Raw genomic sequence first — 16107 nt, forward strand, 5'->3', positions numbered from 1 at the left:
GATAGGATGAAAACTTTATATGATGTTCAGGAATTTCTCAAATTGCATGGCTATATCAATCTATTTAGTAACCGACTAGATGCTATTTTTTTTATGGCACAGGAACTAAAGACCTTGTATGATGCAGGATTAATTCCAAACGAAAAAGACTATTTTACAGCAGATTTGATTTTGCGACGAGAGCATAGACTTGAAAGTGAGAAAGTAACCAATGACAAAAAAAATAATTGGGATTGACCTTGGTGGCACAACAATAAAATTTGGGATTTTAACCACAGCAGGAGAAGTACAAGATAAGTGGGCGATAGATACCAATATTATTGGTAATGGGAAAATGATTGTCCCTGATATTATTCAATCAATCAATCATCGTCTTGAGTTGTACAAACTGGATAAAGCAGAATTTCTAGGAATCGGCATGGGATCACCAGGTTCTGTTGATATTGTAAATAATACAGTTATAGGTGCCTATAATCTTGGTTGGGAAACGTTACAAGAAGTTGGGGCTGCTATTGAAGCAGGTGTTGGCTTACCGTTTACAATCGATAATGATGCTAATGTTGCTGCATTGGGCGAACGTTGGGTAGGCGCTGGTGAAAACAATCCAGACGTTATATTTATGACACTTGGTACAGGTGTTGGTGGTGGTATTGTTGCTAGTGGGAATCTCATCCATGGTACAGCAGGAGCTGCAGGTGAAATCGGACATGTAACAGTTGATATCAGTGAGACGGCATTTGAGTGTACCTGTGGTAAATCTGGATGTTTAGAAACAGTTGCCTCAGCAACTGGTATCGTTCGTCTAGCTCGTAAATTTGCTGAGGAATATGAGGGGCAATCAGACATAAAAGCAGCTATTGATAATGGCGATGCTATTTCTGCTAAAGATATTTTTGTTAGCGCCCAAGCAGGTGATGTATTTGCTAATACAGTAGTTGATCAAGTGAGTCAATATCTAGGACTTGCTGCTGGGAATCTAGGGAATACCCTAAACCCAGATGCGATTGTCATTGGTGGTGGTGTATCTGCTGCAGGTGAATTTTTGAGATCACGTATTGAGTCATATTTTAATACTTATACCTTCCCACAAGTCAGAAATTCAACTAAAATTAAAATTGCTGAACTTGGCAATGATGCAGGTATTATCGGAGCGGCTAGCTTAGCCTTGAAATTTTCTGGAAATGAGGGTGCTTAATCCATGTGGGCATACATAAATCTAATTTTAATTCTAATCATTATCGTTATATTAGCTTACCCAATGATTAATAAAATGCGTATAAAATCAGTAGCAAAAATAGTAGATTCAGCTGAATTTACAACGCATCTGACAGGTGGTCAATTGATTGACTTGCGTGAGGCAGCTGAGTTTCGTAGGGCCCATATTTTAGGTGCTAGAAATTTACCTTTTTCACAGTTTGACCAAAGTATTTCTGCTATACGTAAAGATAAACCAATCTTATTTTATGAAACTGCTAAGCCTATTTTTTCAATACGTGCGGCACTTAAATTAAAAAAAGCTGGGTATACCAACATCTTTATCCTTAAAACGGGATTCAAAGAGTGGAGTGGTAAAGTGAAAAAAGGAGCCTAAAGCATGGAATCAAAAAGTCGACACGATAAACACGGGACACGAAAAAAAGCTAAACCCAAGAAAAAGCATACCGTGCTTAAGATAGTTGGTCTCATTATATTGCTTTTTGTAGTGATAACAGGAGTAACGGTGGGTAAAGCTTATATGGATGTTAAAAAAGCTTCCGATAAATCTTATCAACCGATTAAACGTACGACACAAGCAACACTACCAAGCCTTAAAGCTAAATCACCATTTTCTTTTTTATTTTTGGGTGTCAATGGTAAATCCGTTAATGATATCTTAGTCTTAACGGTAAACCCGAAACAAAATAAAACGACTGTTGTGAGTTTGAATCGTGATATATACTTAACTAGTGAATCGACTACCCTAAAAGAGTTGTATGAGCAAAAAGGAGTTGCAGGTGAAGTTGATGCTTTGCAAAAACTTCTGGGTACAGATATACCAAAATATATGACATTTGATATGTCAGGTCTTGGTGAGTTTGTCTCTGCAGCGGGTGGTATAAAAGTTCAAAATGAGACACATTTCATTTCAAATGGGTATGAATTTAAACCCGGTACACTGACATTAACTAAGGAAGATGAAGTCAAAGCCTACTTAACTAAGGTAGGTGATGATGATAAGAAAGCTGAGTCGATGCTTATTGATAGAGAGCAAGCTGTACTGATTGCGATCATACCTAAACTCAAATCTATTAATACTGTTTTGAAATATCCAAAGTTTATTACTGCTTTTGGTGATAATATTAAAACAGATTTTGTATTTGGGAATATTAAGGCATTAGGACTTAATTACCATAGTGTATTAGGAAATATTACTAAAGAAAATCTAAAACCAACGAAAACAACAATTGATGATGTAGAACAAAAAATCTTATCTGAAGAACAAATCAATAAAGCGCATGATCGGATTCAATCAGCTTTGTCTGAATAAAAAAAAGTTGTCAATTGACAACTTTTTTNTATGCTCACATCAATTATGCGTTTATTGTAACACGATAAAATCAGCAACAGGACGGCCATCTTGACTAGCAAAGATCGTTTGACCATTTAAGGACATCTGAGAAGAGCCTCCACCATCTAAAACGACTAAATTTTGTAATTTTAGATTTGCAACAGCTGCCATCGTGCCATCATAACCGACACTAGTATCAGAGATAATAAGATAAATATTATTATTAGCATCATTACCAATGTAGGAATGGATCATCCAGTTAACTGATCCATCGTTAGGTAAAACAGTCCCATCTTTGATTAAAATACTACCAAAACCGTAACTCTGTTGTGCACCTTTTTTTAGTATCGTATCAGCAGGCGTGTTAAGATCATAGCCGTTAGCTGAACCGTCTTTATTAATGACAAAGGCTGCACTACCATAGGCTGTGTTTGACCAATTAGAAAATAATTTACCATTGTTAACTTGGAAACCAACGATTTGTCCAGTAGCCATATCAAATCCTGATGTATTTAAAATTAAAGAATTAGGATACTTAGCAACGATATCAGACATCATGAATGTTCCTGGAATTTGTGCATTAGCTGTTTTCAATACTTTAGGGTTGTTCGCACGGTAGATAGTTACGCCAGGAACTGACATATCCGTAAATTTATCTAATTTTTGTTTAGACTTGACTTGTACCCATTTAGAATCACCAGTTTCTTCCTTAACATCTGCAGGTGCAATTGAAACTGACTTAGATGCGACAACGCCATTTGAGCTAGTTGTTTTATCCGGATTTTTAGTACTCTGATTAGGTTTCTTTGCATTGATGAATAAAAATGTAATGATACAAGCAATCACGATGAGGACAGCTAGGATCATTAATTTAGGTAATTTACGTTGTTTAGTTTGTTTTGATGAAGTGTTATTTCTTCTGTATTGTTTTTTATTTGTCATAATTATTTTAGTACGATAAAGTCTCCAACTTGTCTATTATCTTGACTTGCAACGATTGTTTGATTATTAAGTCCCATTTGTGATGATCCGCCACCATCCATTAGTACTAAGTTTGTCAGGTTGAGATTAGCAAGCTGTTTCATGATATTTTCATAACCTGCACTAGTCTCACTGATGATGAGATAAAGATTGTTATCTTTATCATTACCGATAAAACTGTGAATCATCCAGTTGACAGATCCATCATTAGGTGTGACTTTACCATCTTTGATTAAAATTTTACCAAAACTATAAGACTGTTCAGCCCCGTTAGCAAGAATTTGACTTGCAGGAGTTGTACTATCATAAGTTGTCATACTGCCATCTTTGTTGATGACAAATGCTTCATTAGCACGTTTATTTTCTCCCCAATTCGTAATCAATTTGCCATTATTAATTTGGAATCCAGTAATTGCACCGTTTTGCATATTAAACCCAGACGCATTCATAATTAGCGCACTTGGATATTGTGACATTACTTGAGATAGCACTTGTAAATTAGGATGTGTTGCAGTTGCAGTTTTTAGTACCTGTGGGTTATGAGCTTTATAGATTGTCAGACTACCGCTAGAGAGGTTCGTAAATTTCTCACCAGATCCTTTAGAGGGAATCTTTATCCACCCTGATTCTCCAACATCTTCTACTTTTTCAGTATTATCAGAAGCAACGACTGAACTAGAAGAGATGACACCATTACTTTTAGATGGATCCACTTTAACTGGAGCTTGAGAAGTTATTTCTGAAGATGAATTGTTAGATTTACTAGTTTTATCAGAATGATTATTAAGCAGAAATGCTGAAATTAAGCCAGCAATTATGATTAAGAAACCAATAATCAAACTTAGTTGTAACTTTTTTGATTTTTTTCTTTTCATTATTTCATTATAAAGAGGTTTTGTAGTTAAGTCAAGAAGTTAATGGAGCGTTATCTTAAGATAGTATGATTCGTATTCACGGTGGACGAAAAATAGGCATGATTATATAGGTTAAAGCATGACAAGAAAATGAGGGCAGATAGCCAATTTCCTTGCAAATTTCAGAAAATATGTTATACTTATAAAGTTGAAAATAGAATAAAGGTCATCTCTAAAAAGTGCTCAAGTGATATTGCGTTACGTTTCGCAACTCTGCGTTTTTTAGATTTGGTCTCAAATTATGAGGTAAAATCTTGACTAAATTACGCGAAGACATTCGTAATGTCGCAATCATAGCCCACGTTGACCATGGTAAAACAACGCTTGTCGATGAACTGCTAAAACAATCTGATACACTAAATGCTAGAGCGCATCTTGACGATCGTGCGATGGATTCAAACGATCTTGAAAAAGAACGTGGTATCACGATTCTTGCTAAAAATACAGCAGTTAAATACAAAGATAAACATATCAACATTTTAGACACACCAGGTCACGCGGACTTTGGTGGTGAAGTTGAACGTATCATGAAAATGGTTGATGGTGTTGTATTAGTTGTCGATGCTTATGAAGGTACAATGCCACAAACGCGTTTTGTATTGAAAAAAGCTTTAGATCAAGGCTTAACACCAATCGTTGTTGTGAATAAAATTGATAAACCATCTGCACGTCCTGAAGAAGTTGTAGATGAAGTATTAGAACTCTTGATTGAACTTGGTGCTGATGAAGATCAACTTGAATTCCCAGTTGTTTACGCATCTGCAATCAACGGAACATCAAGTTTATCTGATGAGTTGAGCACGCAAGAACACACAATGGCACCATTGTTTGAAACAATCATTGATCATATTCCTGCACCAGTTGATAACTCTGATGAGCCGTTACAATTCCAAGTATCATTACTAGATTATAATGATTTCGTTGGGCGTATCGGTATCGGACGTGTTTTCCGTGGGACAATCAAAGTGGGTGACAGTGTTACCTTGTCTAAACTTGATGGCTCTAAACAGAATTTCCGTGTTACTAAATTGTTTGGTTTCTTCGGATTAGATCGCATCGAAATTCAAGAAGCTAAAGCTGGTGATTTAATCGCGGTTTCTGGTATGGATGATATCTTTGTTGGTGAAACAGTGACACCATCTGATCATGTTGATCCATTACCAATTCTTCACATCGATGAACCAACGCTACAAATGACTTTCCTTGTGAATAATTCACCTTTTGCAGGTCGCGAAGGTAAATGGGTAACATCACGTAAAGTTGAAGAACGTCTACAATCAGAATTACAAACAGACGTTTCACTTCGTATCGACCCAACTGATTCACCAGATCGTTGGATCGTTTCTGGTCGTGGTGAGTTGCATTTGTCAATTCTAATCGAAACAATGCGTCGTGAAGGATATGAACTTCAAGTATCACGTCCTGAGGTTATTGAACGTGAAATTGACGGTGTGCGTTCTGAGCCGTTTGAACGTGTTCAAATTGACACACCAGAAGAATACCAAGGGTCAATCATTCAAGCACTTTCTGAACGTAAAGGAAATATGCAAGACATGATTAACACTGGTAACGGTCAAGTTCGTTTAATCTTCCTTGTACCAGCTCGTGGCTTAATCGGTTTCTCAACTGAATTCTTATCTATGACTCGTGGTTATGGTATCATGAACCACACATTTGAACAATATATGCCTATGATTCACGAACAAATCGGTGGTCGTAGTCGTGGTGCACTTGTATCTATCGATACTGGTAAAACGACAACATACGCCATCATGGGTGTAGAAGAACGTGGTACAATTTTCGTTAATCCAGGTACTGAAGTCTATGAAGGTATGATTATCGGAGAACATTCTCGTGAGAATGATTTGACTGTAAATGTGACTAAAGCTAAACAAATGACAAACGTCCGTTCAGCTAACAAAGACCAAACTAATGTTATCAAAACACCACGTATCCTTACTTTGGAAGAATCAATTGAGTTTATGGGAGATGATGAATTCCTAGAAGTAACACCTGAATCAATTCGTCTTCGTAAACAAATCTTAAACAAAGCAGAACGCGAAAAAGCAAATAAAAAGAAAAAAGGATAAGCCTAAATTAATAGAGAGGATAGATGATGTTTTATTTAATTGTACTTGTACTATTTATCTTATGTTATCTTTTCCTCATTCCAGATGAAATAAAAAAAAGTCTCAATCTTTTTGTGATCATTATTGGGTCAGTTTTATCTGTAACTATTGTCCTTGGGTTAATTATTCAAAATAAAACATCTATCTTGCAAGGCTTGATTATTTTGTCAGGACTAGCGTTGATGATCATCGCATTACGCGAAATTAATCAATAAGAAAAAACAGGTGAACCCCTGTTTTTTTGTTATAATAAAGCTATGATTATGAATGAAATAGATATGAAAAAGTTTGCGCAAAAATTGGGTGAACAGTTACAAGCAGGAGATGTGATTGTCTTGACTGGTGAATTAGGATCAGGAAAAACGACATTTACTAAAGGTATTGGCTTAGGATTAGGCATTAAGCAGATGATTAAAAGTCCTACTTATACGATTGTCAGAGAGTATGAAGGGCGACTACCTCTATACCATATGGATGTTTATCGTATTGGAGACGATCCTGACTCGATAGATTTAGACGAGTATCTGTTTAATACTGGTGTGACGGTGATTGAATGGGGGAATTTGCTAGCTCAAGATCTACCAGATAATTATTTAGAGATTATATTTGATTATACAGCAGATGGTCGTAATCTTACACTAAAGCCTCATGGAGAGCATTATCATCAGTATCTATAGAGCCGTATAGAGGGTAGTAGTGTATGAGCTTTAATCAGATTGTGTAAGCTTCATAGTGGAAAGGACTAGCATGACAGAAATTATTATCAGAGAAGCACAAAGTAGAGATGCGCAGCAGTTAATTGATTTTTTGAATACAGTCGGTAAGGAATCACATTTTTTGACACTTGATGATGCGGGAATTTTGATGTCAGTTGATCAAATGGCAGAATATCTTAACCAAATTCAGGAAAAACAGAATAACTTATATTTACTGGCATTTCTAGGTGATGACATTGTGGGTGTGATCAGTGTGACTGCAGATTTCCATGACCGGATTAAGCACATCGGTGAATTATTTATTGTAGTGGGGAAAAAATATCAGGGATATGGTATCGGCCAACTGTTAATGACTGACTTATTAGCATATATTCAGGAAGCTGGCATGATTAAACGCTTGGAACTTCAAGTTCAAAAACGCAATACAAAAGCTGTATTGATGTATGAAAAATTTGGCTTTCAATTAGAATCAACTAGAAAGTTTGGTGCTAGAGATGAAAACGGTCAATTAATCGATGTACTTGAAATGGTTAGATTTTATGACTGAGATTACAAGTTGATAACAAATTGTTATTTCAAAGTAAAAATGCTCATTTTTTGCTAAAATAGATAGTATGAAAAGAAGTCTGAAAAATACACATAGTAGAACGTTTAAAACGTCTCGTCGTCAGTTTAAAAAAAATGGCAAACCCAAAATGCGTCTATGGAAAAAAATATTAATTAGCTCTATAGTTGCATTGTTATTATTTCTGGGTGCTGTCTTCGCTTATAGTGCTGTCGTTTTAAATACAACAGAGAATGTGCTTAAGTCTACTTTCTCTGATTTGGGATTGAAATCAAGTAAGAAGGCAGATGACTCTATAAAAGCTACTGAACCATTGACGATCTTGCTGATGGGTGTAGATACTGGTGATGCTGACCGTAGTGATCCATGGTCTGGTCAATCAGATACGATGATTGTGATGACAGTGAATCCAAAGACAAATACCACGACTATGGTGTCATTGGAAAGAGATATGTTGACAAACATCATCGATAAAGATGGCACAACAATTGATACAAAAAAATTAAATGCAGCTTACGCGCAAGGTGGTGCAGTTGATGCCGTATCGACAATTCAGCAACAAATTGGGTTAAATATTGATAAGTATGCTTTGATCAATATGAATGGGCTTAAAGAATTAGTAGATGCCGTAGGTGGTGTTGATGTGAATAATACACTCGGAGACACGATTTCAATAGCTGAAACAGAACCAGAGTATACAGCATCAGTTGCACCTGGTAAGCAACATATAAATGGGGATCAAGCCCTCGTATATACAAGAATGCGTCATCAAGATCCCGAAGGAGATATTGGTAGACAAGCACGACAACGTGAGGTCATCGAACAATTAGTTGGCAAAATTTTAAATCTAAATTCGATTACCAAATATCAAAAAATATTGAAAGCTATTTCAGGTAACATGAAAACTGATTTTGCAGTCAGTGGTAGTTCATTAAAAAGTCTTCTAGGGTATAAAGATGCCTTTAAAACAATTAAATCAATAAAACTTCAAGGCGTTGGAGAGATGATTTCAGATATTTCTTATCAAGTTATGCCAGCAGATAACCTTTTAGCTGCTCAAAATGCACTGCGTTTATCTCTAGGTAAAGAGACGATCTCAAGTCTATCCCCTAATATAGTGACGTTTGAAAATTATTATGGTGGATCAGCAGATAGCTCTGTTACACCTACAGTTACGACAACTGTCGATGGCAAATCAACTGAAAAAGTCCTGAAACCTGATGGCTCTGAAGCGGCAATCTCAGATAGCGCTCATTCAGATACTAGTCAGTCAGATAGTGCTCAGTAGGTTGACTTAACAGGTTTGTTGCATCTAAGTTCTTCTTTTTTGTCGAAACTGAAGAGCCGACAAGTAGGTGTTGACAGAACTACTAGTTTTTGATAAAATTTAGTAGTTGTGTTTGGTCTCATAGCTCAGCTGGATAGAGCATTCGCCTTCTAAGCGAACGGTCGCAGGTTCGAATCCTGCTGGGATCATTCAATGAAGCTCTAAATCCTATATATAAAAGGGTTTAGAGCTTTTCTTGTGCAAAAATTTTTGAAAATATAGACTGATATGCAGGAGTTACGGTGATGACTATTAGTCTATTTTGTAGCCTATATAGTCTTAACTGTCGGAGGATAAGGATGACAACACGAAAGATAACGACAATCGCATTATTAACGTCGCTTGCTAGTGTGCTCAGAATTAGTATGGGTGCTTTCCCGAATATCAAACCAATTACAGCATTATTTTTTGTATTAATCTTATATATTGGGTTAGTAGATGCCATACTAGTGAGTGCGTTAACGATGGTGGTAACAGGTATAGTGATGGGATTTTCAATCATTATTATCGGTCAAATACTATCATATGCCATTATTTTAGTATTGGGTAGTTTTATGTTAAAGCAAGTCAACAATATCATTCTCAGAACATGCTTTATTTTTATACTGACACTCTGTTATGGCTTTTTTATTTCTTTGTATTCAGCATATTTGTTTGGGAGTCCATTCTTGATATTTTGGTTGAATGGATTGAGTTTTGATCTTGCTCATGCGATCTCAACAGCTATTTTTTTCCCAATACTATTGACTATTTTTAATCGTTTTTGGCAACATGAAAAACTATAAAGTGATCCGTTTTCTCTGGTTTAGCAAAAACACAGCCTAGTAGCGTTACAAATGTGAGTTTACTGGAGGTCAAAAGACAGGAAAAAAGACACAATGGTCATATCAAGACGATTGTGTCTTTTTAGTCTACTTACTATAACGCTACAATCGCTTATGAGCGTGTGATCACTCCATCTAATACTGTGATATATTGCGTATTTGAAATTGGTTGTAGGTTTATTTTATCAGCATAGTTATCAATTATTTGTTGTGCCTCAGCTTCAAAAGGTACATTAGTATAATGTGGCAATGTATAAAAGTCAACTAAGTTTAGTCCTTGTGTGTCAACTAATAGTGGTGCCTTTTTCATACTATCCATGGCTGATAGATAGGCGATGTCTGGCGATGTAATGACAGAACCTGCTGATTCTCCTATATAGAGTTTGCCTTTATTAACCTGCTCTATAATACGTATATCAGCACCACTTAGTCTTAATTCTTGTAGTAAAAAGAAGGTGTTGCCTCCTGAGACATAGATATAATCATTATCTGACAGTTTACGTTGGATATCAAATGCAGAAGCGCTAGATACGTCAAGTACATCGACGATTAAGCCAAGTTCTGTTAGATCGGCTTTAGCTGCTTCTACATAGCTATGGTTTGATTGTGGTACATTTGCTGTTGGGATAAACGTGATACGCTTACCTGCTAAGGGTTCATTGGCAAATTCTGGTAAGTACTTTGACACTTGGCTAAATGAGGCTGTTAAAAATAGTTTTTTCATCCTATATCCTTTTTTGAATAAGTTTTAGTGATCATGTCAGATCATCGTAAAGTAGCATCATTATATCACAGTCTATGATAAACAGCTACTATTCTTTAAGGGGGGGATTATGTTTACTGTATAAAAAAGTATATGAATAATACATTTAATAATTAAAAAACATTAAACAAATATGTTAAAATGATGATATAAGGATAAATAATTATATATAGGGATTTAAGGAGATAAAATGAAAAATAAATTATTAACAGCTGTTGTGATTGGTGGCGTTGGTATCATTGCATTGTCTGGATGTGCTAAAGACAATAAAACAGAGTTCTTTAAGTATAGTCAAGAATTATCAAAAGCATCATATCAAAAATTTGATATGAATTTGAATCATGTTGAAGTCAAAGGGGATAGCAAATATCAACTTTATGCACCAATGATTAATGGCTATTTATCTGGGGTCAAATTATCTGGAGATAGTAGTACAGATGGAAAAAATAAGGCGGTTAATACAACGATTACCTTGTTGGGACAAGAGTTCCCATTAGCATTTTTGATTAAAGGTGAAACACCTTATCTGAAACTGGATAATATGGGGCCGATTTTAAACTTTTATTTAAATATGGCAAGTCAAAGTACAGGTATGCCGGCTCAAACAGTAGATACGACTAGTTTAAAAAACAAATATGTTGATGTACTCGCTATCGCAGAAGAAAATAATAAAAAAGCAACAGAAGTCAAGTCAGTAACATCTGAAGATAGTCAAAAAGCAGTGGAAAAGACACTGAAATCCATGGATAAAGCTAATTTCAAAAAAGATGGTTCAGCGATTACGTTAACTTTATCAGGTAAAGAGTTAGCAAAATTAGTTGAGACTTACATGGATGAGTTGCCAAAATCATCGCAGGATTCACTCAAGTCAGCTACAAAGGATAAAGATTTAGAAGCTGAGATTGCTAAAGTCATTAAATCAACAACAATTACTTTAGATAATAAAAAGAAAACAGCTAATACAAAAATGAACTTTACAGGTGACAAAACAAACGGTATCGGCTTATCTGGTTATGTGACTTATGATGTAAGTTATGATAACAAAAAAGTCACAGTCTCACTGCCAAAAGATGAGAACATTATAAAGAGTAGCAACGAATTATCTAATCTTTTCTCTAAATTAATGCCTACAGGTATTGCACAATAATTAATCAAGATATTGATTTAGCTACATCAGTTGAATAAAAAGTGAGTGCTGTTGCACTTGCTTTTTTGGGTTTCAGTTAGCATCGCCTTAATCGTTTGAGAAATAAAAAACAACTCTGAGACTTAAGCAGAGTTGTGTCTTACAGCTATTTGTATGATAAAAAACAAGTAGCTAATCATATGAGGAGTATGAACCAATTATTTATGGTATACAATAAGTATAAAACACACTTCTTAACCTAAACTAAAGTAAAATATGTTAAACTAACAATATAAAGTTTTGACAAAGGAGAAATACGCTATGAAATTAACAGCTCTAGGTGTCTTGGGGGGATATCCGCATCAAGACAGTGGGACGACGTCTTATCTGCTTTCAAGTAATTCAGGGTTTAATCTACTGATAGATGCTGGTAGTCGCGCAGTAACCGAACTTGAACATGAACTATCGCCACTTCTGATAGATGCGGCGATCATCAGTCATTACCACGAAGATCATATTGCAGATTTAGGTGTACTACGTCAATATCGACAACTTTGGCCAAAAACAGATCCAGAGTGGGATGGTGCCATTTTAGACATCTATGGTCATGATCAAGATCCTCATGAATTTGAAAAATTGACGCTTGATGGTGTGTCCCAAGGGATTGCTTATCAAGTTGATGGTGTTCAAAAAGTAGGGCCATTTGATATTACTTTTAAACGTACGGTTCACCCGGTAATCTGTTATGCGATGAGAATTACGGAAAGAAAAACAGGTCAAACCTTGCTATTTACAGCTGATACTGGTTGGTTTGATGAGTTAATTGCGTTTTCAAAAGATGCGGATATGCTATTAGCAGATGTTTATTTTTTCGCTGATAAATCAAATATGCCTAACCATTTATCAAGTGTAGAGGCAGGACGTATTGCGCGTGAGGCTGATGTGAAAAAATTAGTTTTGACACATCTACCTCAGTTTGGTGATTTGGAGCAGTTACGCCGTGAAGCACAAGACGTAGCAGGAGAGATTACAACTGAATTAGCGAAACCACATAAAACTTGGGATTTTAATACGTTTTGAGCGATTTTACACAGGATGAAAAAGAACAATACATGCGTGAGGCCTTGATTGAAGCGCAAAAAGCAGCTGATTATGGTGAGGTGCCTATTGGGGCTGTCATCGTTAAAGATAAAACAATTATTGCACGCTCTTTTAATGCTAGGGAACGGCATCAAAAAGCGACACATCATGCAGAGATTCGTGTGATCGATCAAGCCAATGATGTGGTGGAAAATTGGCGCCTATTGGATTGTGCATTATTTGTCACGATTGAACCATGTGTCATGTGTTCAGGTGCTATTTCTCTATCTCGCTTGCCAGAGGTCTATTTTGGGGCGACTAATCCAAAGTTTGGCGGAGCGGTATCTTTGTACCAAATCCTTGAAGATGAACGCTTAAACCATCGATTACACGTCGAATCAGATATTCTAGCTGAGGAGTGTGCAAATATCATGCAAAATTTTTTTAAAAATAGACGAAAAAAATAATTATTTGTGATATACTATAAGTGAGGCAATAGTAATCTTATGAAGTGGGTCAGGTGCGGAAGCAAGCAGCTCTAAGTATGATTGCTATGTGCCTTTTTTGTTTGATCAAATAAACCATACAGCTATATAGGACTATAAACATCTTAGTCATCAAAAAAAAGTGTACACCAGTACACTTTTTTGATGACTCATACTTTAAAAATCTGAGCGCTTAAAGAGTAATACCCCATTTATGACAGGAGAGTAGTGGGGACGACTTGCTATTTTTTCTAGATATGTCCGTGTTGGGCCAGGTTGATCGGTGATATAACCTTGAACACCATAGGCATAAGCCGTTGCTAAATCTCTCTTTGCATCAACAGTCCAAGCATAAATTAATTTATTATCATCAAGTGCACGCGTGACAGTATCTTGATTTAAACTTGAGTATTCAATCGCATAAAACTGATTTAATGTTGAGGCTGTGATTTTGTTTTGAATTGGGGATAAAAGCCCAAGGTCATTTTTAACAAATTTATGAAGTCGAACAAGAGAGTTTTGATTCAAGGATTGCAACTGTGCTTTATTTTCGGTTAATTGTGCACCATACTGATCAGCAAAGTCTTTTAATTCACTATCCGTGACTGTATCATTGAATTTAAGTTCAACTAATATTTTTTGTTTTAACTGATTTGCCAATGCTAAATAATCACCAAAATTTGTTAATGTTGTCGTATGTTTGCCCTCAGTAAATGAGATCGTTTTTAATTGATCCCAACTATATTTACCGATGTCATAAGTTTTATCTTGCTTGGTTTTGATTGATGTATTATGACTTAAAACATACTGGCCATCTTTTGTTTTTTGAATATCGATTTCAACGTAATCTGGTTTTGCAGCATTAGCTTTTTTTAAGCTATCTATTGAGTTTGGAATATCATCTTTAGATGAGATACCCATATGTGCCATGACAAGATAATCAGGACGGTTTATTTTTAATTGTTTTCCTGAAAAATAAATAGATGTAAAGCCGATGATAGCGATGAGACATGCAGTACTTAGTTTACTAACTAAGGGAAGACCTTGTTGTTTTTTGATGGTATCTGTAGGCGTTGCTAAAAACATCAAGATGAGTTTAGCTGTGTAAAAGTACAAGATACCACCTAATATGGCGATAAAGAGGTTTGCTGAAAAGACGCTCCAGTTTCTATGATCGAGTAGATCGATTGCTAGCTGTATGATTGAGAAAAAAGCAAAGAACGCAATGAATTTAAAAGCAACTGTGATTAATTGACGAAAATGTTTAAGCGTTTTATTTTTTGTTGCCTGAAAACTTTTAACGATTAAGCTTTGATGTCTTATATCGTCAATAATGATATAATAAGGCATATAGCTCAATCGCAAGACAAGTAAGAGGATACCGATATAAACAACAGCAAATAAGCTTAATATCAGTGGCTTAGCACCCATTACCACAAATGTTTTGGGGATTGTCATATAAGTTGCGATTGGCATTTTTAAACCGATTTCATTAAAGGGTAATAAAACAATGACCAAGCATAGTATAAATAAAGACAATTTTGGCCGTTTACTAGCACGCAGAAAGTTATGCCATGTTAATTTATCATGCATCAGTAAAACAATGAAGCTGATTGACATGACAAATATAATAAATATAAACAAATATGCTACGAGAGTTACAACATAAATAAGCGCGTGACCAGATAAAAAGTCGATGAGATTTTTAATGCTTGAGGTATCTATCGTATAAGCATCTGGACTGAATGATAAGACATAGTGAATAAATTTTGCACTAAGAAAATTGAATGCAAAAATAATCATCATGAGATAGGTGGTGTTGCTTAATTTCTTTGTCTGCATATGCTTACTCCTATGATAAAATAATTGAATAATTAAAATAATATTAACTATTTCTAACTTTAGTATAGCATAAGCTAAGCAGAAAGAAAGGGTTCAGGTCATGAAACCAAATTGACTTGTAAGCGTTTAAAATCGTATAGATAACTAAGTGAGTATCAGTAGTCACTCACTTATCGATAGACTAACATCACTTAAACAGTAAAAAGATAGTTATGCTTTAAGAATAGATGAAGGAGTGTATGGATGGTAGACATGTTAACGACTTACCAGTCTCCTATAGGAGACTTGACTTTAGCTAGTAATGGGCAACAACTAGTAGGGTTATGGCTAGCAGAGCAAAAGTATTTTGGTGCAACACTAGAGCAGCCGACGATAGAAAAAAATGATTTGCCGATATTTGAGAAAACTAAAACTTGGTTAGATCAGTATTTTTGTGGACAAAGACCAGATGTAGCTAATCTAGAGTTAGCACCTCGCGGGAGTGAATTTCGCCAAATCGTTTGGCAACTACTAGCTGATATCCCTTATGGCAAGGTGATGACTTATGGTCATATCGCACAAAAAGTAGCCACGCAGATGGGTAAACCCAGTATGTCTAGCCAAGCAGTTGGCGCTGCAATTGCTCATAATCCAATCTCGATCATCATTGCCTGTCATCGCGTTATCGCATCAACTGGTAGCTTGACTGGTTATGCAGGTGGTATAGAAAATAAAGCATACTTGTTAAGATTAGAGGGTGTAGATATGAAGCGGTTATATGTCCCTTAACGCAACTAAAAACGCCCTTCTTAATCTGTTTAAGTAGGG

18 protein-coding genes, 1 tRNA gene and 1 other RNA gene are annotated in these 16107 nt (G+C 35.7%); 16 read left to right on the forward strand and 4 right to left on the reverse strand.

Translation table 11 applies throughout. The features are described 5' to 3' along the window. Nucleotides 1-6 precede the first annotated feature (6 nt). The 4 genes from RU87_RS08265 to RU87_RS08280 all read left to right on the forward strand — a co-directional run bounded on the left by RU87_RS08265 (nucleotide 7) and on the right by RU87_RS08280 (nucleotide 2527). Nucleotides 7-237: a YqgQ family protein gene (locus tag RU87_RS08265; protein ID WP_068164245.1), complete on the forward strand. Its 231-nt coding sequence runs from the start codon at nucleotides 7-9 to the stop codon at nucleotides 235-237. After that, a complete protein-coding gene (locus RU87_RS08270) occupies nucleotides 212-1195 on the forward strand; it encodes an ROK family glucokinase (protein ID WP_068164242.1) in 984 nt (327 codons plus the stop codon). Before RU87_RS08265 ends, RU87_RS08270 begins: the two co-directional genes overlap by 26 nt. A gap of 63 nt (nucleotides 1196-1258) precedes the next feature. Continuing rightward, nucleotides 1259-1591, forward strand: a complete 333-nt coding sequence (locus RU87_RS08275) for a rhodanese-like domain-containing protein (protein WP_231860454.1) — start codon at nucleotides 1259-1261, stop codon at nucleotides 1589-1591. 3 nt (nucleotides 1592-1594) lie between these two features. Then, complete coding sequence (locus RU87_RS08280) at nucleotides 1595-2527, forward strand: LCP family protein (RefSeq protein WP_068164235.1); 933 nt, start codon at nucleotides 1595-1597, stop codon at nucleotides 2525-2527. A gap of 51 nt (nucleotides 2528-2578) precedes the next feature. Here the strand turns inward: RU87_RS08280 and RU87_RS08285 are convergent, their stop codons facing one another. Next, nucleotides 2579-3490 carry a phosphodiester glycosidase family protein gene (locus tag RU87_RS08285; protein WP_068164233.1) on the reverse strand — a complete coding sequence of 304 codons (912 nt, stop codon included), beginning with the start codon at nucleotides 3488-3490 and terminating at the stop codon, nucleotides 2579-2581. Nucleotides 3491-3492: 2 nt separating this feature from the next. Next, on the reverse strand, nucleotides 3493-4404 hold the full coding sequence (locus tag RU87_RS08290) for a phosphodiester glycosidase family protein (protein ID WP_068164230.1): 912 nt from the start codon (nucleotides 4402-4404) through the stop codon (nucleotides 3493-3495). Between the two features lie 293 nt (nucleotides 4405-4697). Here RU87_RS08290 and typA point away from each other — a divergent pair, with 293 nt between their 5' ends. From typA to RU87_RS08325, 7 genes are all read left to right on the forward strand, one after another. Next, a complete protein-coding gene (gene typA / locus RU87_RS08295) occupies nucleotides 4698-6533 on the forward strand; it encodes a translational GTPase TypA (protein WP_068164226.1) in 1836 nt (611 codons plus the stop codon). A gap of 26 nt (nucleotides 6534-6559) precedes the next feature. Beyond that, nucleotides 6560-6787 (forward strand): DUF3165 family protein, encoded by a 228-nt coding sequence (locus RU87_RS08300; RefSeq protein ID WP_143471402.1) that lies wholly within the window; start codon nucleotides 6560-6562, stop codon nucleotides 6785-6787. A 42-nt stretch (nucleotides 6788-6829) separates the two neighbouring features. Continuing rightward, nucleotides 6830-7249 (forward strand): tRNA (adenosine(37)-N6)-threonylcarbamoyltransferase complex ATPase subunit type 1 TsaE, encoded by a 420-nt coding sequence (gene tsaE / locus RU87_RS08305; protein WP_068164221.1) that lies wholly within the window; start codon nucleotides 6830-6832, stop codon nucleotides 7247-7249. Between the two features lie 70 nt (nucleotides 7250-7319). Continuing rightward, nucleotides 7320-7835: a GNAT family N-acetyltransferase gene (locus tag RU87_RS08310; RefSeq protein ID WP_068164218.1), complete on the forward strand. Its 516-nt coding sequence runs from the start codon at nucleotides 7320-7322 to the stop codon at nucleotides 7833-7835. A gap of 67 nt (nucleotides 7836-7902) precedes the next feature. Then, entirely contained in the window at nucleotides 7903-9141 is a 1239-nt protein-coding gene (locus RU87_RS08315) for an LCP family protein (protein ID WP_082782196.1), read from the forward strand. A 114-nt stretch (nucleotides 9142-9255) separates the two neighbouring features. Next, nucleotides 9256-9329, forward strand: a tRNA-Arg gene (locus tag RU87_RS08320). Nucleotides 9330-9479: 150 nt separating this feature from the next. Further along, nucleotides 9480-9965, forward strand: a complete 486-nt coding sequence (locus RU87_RS08325) for a hypothetical protein (RefSeq protein WP_068164188.1) — start codon at nucleotides 9480-9482, stop codon at nucleotides 9963-9965. A 151-nt stretch (nucleotides 9966-10116) separates the two neighbouring features. Here the strand turns inward: RU87_RS08325 and RU87_RS08330 are convergent, their stop codons facing one another. Further along, nucleotides 10117-10728 carry a Type 1 glutamine amidotransferase-like domain-containing protein gene (locus RU87_RS08330; RefSeq protein ID WP_068164185.1) on the reverse strand — a complete coding sequence of 204 codons (612 nt, stop codon included), beginning with the start codon at nucleotides 10726-10728 and terminating at the stop codon, nucleotides 10117-10119. A gap of 229 nt (nucleotides 10729-10957) precedes the next feature. Between RU87_RS08330 and RU87_RS08335 the strand changes: the two genes are divergently transcribed. The 4 genes from RU87_RS08335 to ffs all read left to right on the forward strand — a co-directional run bounded on the left by RU87_RS08335 (nucleotide 10958) and on the right by ffs (nucleotide 13550). Next, entirely contained in the window at nucleotides 10958-11914 is a 957-nt protein-coding gene (locus tag RU87_RS08335) for a hypothetical protein (protein WP_068164181.1), read from the forward strand. A 300-nt stretch (nucleotides 11915-12214) separates the two neighbouring features. After that, nucleotides 12215-12973, forward strand: a complete 759-nt coding sequence (locus tag RU87_RS08340; RefSeq protein ID WP_068164178.1) for an MBL fold metallo-hydrolase — start codon at nucleotides 12215-12217, stop codon at nucleotides 12971-12973. Beyond that, entirely contained in the window at nucleotides 12970-13440 is a 471-nt protein-coding gene (gene tadA, locus RU87_RS08345) for a tRNA adenosine(34) deaminase TadA (RefSeq protein ID WP_269447768.1), read from the forward strand. Before RU87_RS08340 ends, tadA begins: the two co-directional genes overlap by 4 nt. A 12-nt stretch (nucleotides 13441-13452) precedes the next feature. Next, nucleotides 13453-13550: signal recognition particle sRNA small type (gene ffs, locus RU87_RS08350), an RNA gene on the forward strand. An 85-nt stretch (nucleotides 13551-13635) separates the two neighbouring features. On the opposite strand, the gene RU87_RS08355 is transcribed toward ffs, so the two are convergent. After that, on the reverse strand, nucleotides 13636-15300 hold the full coding sequence (locus RU87_RS08355; RefSeq protein ID WP_068164174.1) for a glycerophosphodiester phosphodiesterase family protein: 1665 nt from the start codon (nucleotides 15298-15300) through the stop codon (nucleotides 13636-13638). Between the two features lie 243 nt (nucleotides 15301-15543). On the opposite strand from RU87_RS08355, the gene RU87_RS08360 reads away from it, so the two are divergent. Beyond that, nucleotides 15544-16068: a methylated-DNA--[protein]-cysteine S-methyltransferase gene (locus tag RU87_RS08360; protein ID WP_231860453.1), complete on the forward strand. Its 525-nt coding sequence runs from the start codon at nucleotides 15544-15546 to the stop codon at nucleotides 16066-16068. Nucleotides 16069-16107 lie beyond the last annotated feature (39 nt).

The sequence above is a fragment of the Pseudolactococcus plantarum genome, assembly GCF_002441715.1.
GTDB lineage: Bacteria > Bacillota > Bacilli > Lactobacillales > Streptococcaceae > Pseudolactococcus > Pseudolactococcus plantarum.

Excerpts from the sequence above, each read along its gene's own strand:
- RU87_RS08265 (WP_068164245.1), top strand. The coding sequence starts at position 7 with ATGAAAACTTTATATGATGTTCAGGAATTTCTCAAATTGCATGGCTAT.
- RU87_RS08270 (WP_068164242.1), top strand. The coding sequence starts at position 212 with ATGACAAAAAAAATAATTGGGATTGACCTTGGTGGCACAACAATAAAA.
- RU87_RS08275 (WP_231860454.1), top strand. The coding sequence starts at position 1,259 with ATGATTAATAAAATGCGTATAAAATCAGTAGCAAAAATAGTAGATTCA.
- RU87_RS08280 (WP_068164235.1), top strand. The coding sequence starts at position 1,595 with ATGGAATCAAAAAGTCGACACGATAAACACGGGACACGAAAAAAAGCT.
- RU87_RS08285 (WP_068164233.1), bottom strand. The coding sequence starts at position 3,490 with ATGACAAATAAAAAACAATACAGAAGAAATAACACTTCATCAAAACAA.
- RU87_RS08290 (WP_068164230.1), bottom strand. The coding sequence starts at position 4,404 with ATGAAAAGAAAAAAATCAAAAAAGTTACAACTAAGTTTGATTATTGGT.
- RU87_RS08300 (WP_143471402.1), top strand. The coding sequence starts at position 6,560 with ATGTTTTATTTAATTGTACTTGTACTATTTATCTTATGTTATCTTTTC.
- tsaE (WP_068164221.1), top strand. The coding sequence starts at position 6,830 with ATGATTATGAATGAAATAGATATGAAAAAGTTTGCGCAAAAATTGGGT.
- RU87_RS08310 (WP_068164218.1), top strand. The coding sequence starts at position 7,320 with ATGACAGAAATTATTATCAGAGAAGCACAAAGTAGAGATGCGCAGCAG.
- RU87_RS08315 (WP_082782196.1), top strand. The coding sequence starts at position 7,903 with ATGAAAAGAAGTCTGAAAAATACACATAGTAGAACGTTTAAAACGTCT.
- RU87_RS08325 (WP_068164188.1), top strand. The coding sequence starts at position 9,480 with ATGACAACACGAAAGATAACGACAATCGCATTATTAACGTCGCTTGCT.
- RU87_RS08330 (WP_068164185.1), bottom strand. The coding sequence starts at position 10,728 with ATGAAAAAACTATTTTTAACAGCCTCATTTAGCCAAGTGTCAAAGTAC.
- RU87_RS08335 (WP_068164181.1), top strand. The coding sequence starts at position 10,958 with ATGAAAAATAAATTATTAACAGCTGTTGTGATTGGTGGCGTTGGTATC.
- RU87_RS08340 (WP_068164178.1), top strand. The coding sequence starts at position 12,215 with ATGAAATTAACAGCTCTAGGTGTCTTGGGGGGATATCCGCATCAAGAC.
- RU87_RS08355 (WP_068164174.1), bottom strand. The coding sequence starts at position 15,300 with ATGCAGACAAAGAAATTAAGCAACACCACCTATCTCATGATGATTATT.
- RU87_RS08360 (WP_231860453.1), top strand. The coding sequence starts at position 15,544 with ATGGTAGACATGTTAACGACTTACCAGTCTCCTATAGGAGACTTGACT.